Annotated in this window: 3 protein-coding genes; all 3 read left to right on the top strand. The window is 71.6% G+C overall.

Annotation, left to right across the window (positions count from 1 at the left end; genetic code table 11):
* On the top strand, positions 1-366 hold a 366-nt coding region (locus B7767_RS25815), incomplete at its 5' end, for an SIS domain-containing protein (RefSeq protein WP_306297992.1).
* 102 nt (positions 367-468) lie between these two features.
* Complete coding sequence (manA, locus tag B7767_RS25810) at positions 469-1620, top strand: mannose-6-phosphate isomerase, class I (protein ID WP_085574290.1); 1152 nt, start codon at positions 469-471, stop codon at positions 1618-1620.
* Between the two features lie 144 nt (positions 1621-1764).
* Positions 1765-2710, top strand: a 946-nt coding sequence (locus tag B7767_RS25805) for a cation diffusion facilitator family transporter (protein WP_085574289.1), incomplete at its 3' end; no start/stop codon positions are given.

Below are 2710 nucleotides of genomic sequence, written 5' to 3'. Positions count from 1 at the left end.
CGTCGCTTCGCCGCCGCGCTCGCCGAACTGTCCGGCACCCCCGCCGTCGTCGCCGAACTGCCCGAGGCGCTCGCCGCGCACAGTGCCCTGCTGGCCGGCCGGCTCGCCGCCGGCGCGGACCCGGACGACTTCTTCCGCGACCGCGTGGAGGAAGCACCCGCCCTGCACGCGCGCGTGGTGCTGCTCCGCGACCGTCCCATCGGCGGCCTCACCGCCGCCCCCGCCGCCCGTGACCTGGCGCTCACCCACGACACGCCGATCAGCGAACTGGAACCGGAGGCGGGCGGCGAACTGGAGACCCTCGCGGAACTGATCGCCGTCACGGATTTCGCCGCCGTTTACCTGGCGCTCGCCTCAGGAGCCTGATCATGCCCGGGACCCCCTGAGACCCTCCCTCCGCGCGGACGCACGACACGCACGACACCGCGCGCCCGCACGAGAACCGGCAGAAGGAACGCAGAGAACCTCATGGACCGCCTCGACAACACCGTCCGCCCCTACGCCTGGGGTTCCACCACCGCCCTCCCGCGACTGCTCGGCACAGAACCGACCGGCGAGCCGCAGGCGGAGATGTGGATGGGCGCCCACCCCGGCGCACCCTCGCGCACCGGTCGGGGCACCCTCGTCGAGGTCATCGACGCCGACCCGGAGCGGGAACTCGGCCCGGACTCGGTCGCCAGGTTCGGCCCCCGCCTGCCCTTCCTGCTCAAACTCCTCGCCGCCGGAGCCCCGCTCTCCCTCCAGGTCCACCCCGACCTGACGCAGGCGAAGGAGGGCCACGCGGACGAGGAGCGCCGCGGCGTCCCCGTGACCGCCCCGCACCGCAACTACAAGGACGCCAACCACAAGCCCGAACTGATCTGCGCCCTGACCGAGTTCGACGGACTGTGCGGTTTCCGCGACCCGCGGCGCGCCGCCGCGCTCCTCGACGGCCTCGGCGTCGACTCCCTCAAGCCGTACGTCGACCTGCTGCACGCCCAACCCGAAGAGGCGGCCCTGCGCGAGGTCCTCACCGCGATCCTCACCGCAGACCCCGAGGAGATGACCCGCACCGTCACGGAGACCGCCGCTGCCTGCGACCGCCTCGGCGGCGACTACGCCCCGTACGCCGACATCGCCCACCACTACCCGGGCGACCCCGGCGTCCTCGCCGCGATGCTCCTCAACCACGTCCGCCTCCAGCCCGGCGAGGCCCTCTTCCTCGGCGCCGGCGTCCCGCACGCCTACCTCGACGGCCTCGGCGTCGAGATCATGGCCAACTCCGACAACGTCCTGCGCTGCGGCCTCACCCCCAAGCACGTCGACGTCCCCGAACTCCTGCGCATCGTCCGCTTCGAGGCCGGCGACCCCGGCGTGCTGCGCCCCGAGGCGGGCCCGGACGGCGAGGAGGTCTACGAGACCCCCATCGACGAGTTCCGCCTCTCCCGCTACGTCCTCCCCGCGGGCGGCGCCACCCACGACCTCACCCTGACCACCCCGCAGATCCTGCTCTGCACCGCCGGCTCCGTACGGACGGGCGAGCACGACCTGACCCCGGGCGCATCCGTTTTCGTCCCTTCGGGTGAAGAGGTCGAAGTGTCCGGTGCCGGAACCCTGTTCAGGGCCACCGTCGTCGCCTGATCGTCCCGTGACGGCGACCTGACACGCCGTCGCCGAGCCGGGCTGCAACAATGGCCCACCGTCAAAGGACGGACAGAGTCCCGGGCGGCGTACGCACACGCCTGCCCGGGCCCCACACGGCGTACGAAGGGACAACGCGAACACATGAGCGCGTCAGGCGGCACCAAGGCGATCGTGGCGGCACTCGCCGCCAACCTCGCTATCGCGGTAGCGAAGTTCGTGGCGTTCCTCTTCAGCGGCTCCTCGTCGATGCTCGCCGAGTCCGTGCACTCGCTCGCCGACTCCGGCAACCAGGGGCTGCTGCTGGTGGGCGGCAAGAGGGCCCAGCGCCAGGCGACCCCGCAGCACCCCTTCGGCTACGGCCGCGAGCGCTACATCTACGCCTTCCTCGTCTCCATCGTGCTCTTCTCGGTCGGCGGCATGTTCGCCCTCTACGAGGGCTACGAGAAGATCAAGCACCCGCACGAGCTGGAGCACTGGTACTGGCCGGTCGGCGTCCTCGTCTTCGCGATCATCGCCGAGACCTTCTCCTTCCGCACCGCCATCAAGGAGTCCAACACCCTGCGCGGCGGGCGCTCCTGGAAGGAGTTCGTCCGCCACGCCAAGGCACCCGAGCTGCCGGTCGTCCTCCTGGAGGACCTCGGCGCACTGGTGGGCCTGATCCTCGCCCTCGGCGGTGTCGGCATGGCCCTGGCCACCGGCGACAGCGTCTGGGACGGCATCGGCACCCTCTGCATCGGCGTCCTGCTCATCCTGATCGCCCTGATCCTCGCCGTCGAGACGAAGTCGCTGCTGCTCGGTGAGGCCGCGGGCCCCGAGGCGACCCGGAAGATCGAGGCCGCCGTCGTCGACGGCGACACCGTCACCCGCATCATCCACATGCGCACCCTCCACATCGGTCCCGAGGAGCTGCTGGTCGCCGCGAAGATCGCCGTCCGGCACGACGACACGGCCACCGAGATCGCCTCCGCCATCGACGCCGCCGAGTCCCGCATCCGCGAGGCCGTCCCGATCGCCCGCGTGATCTACCTCGAGCCCGACATCTACAGCGAGACCGAGGCCGCCAAGGGAGCCGACCCCGAGGCCACCC

Origin of the sequence: Streptomyces sp. 13-12-16 (assembly GCF_002114215.1) — a bacterium.
GTDB lineage: Bacteria > Actinomycetota > Actinomycetes > Streptomycetales > Streptomycetaceae > Streptomyces.
This window is presented reverse-complemented; position numbering and strand designations above follow the sequence as displayed.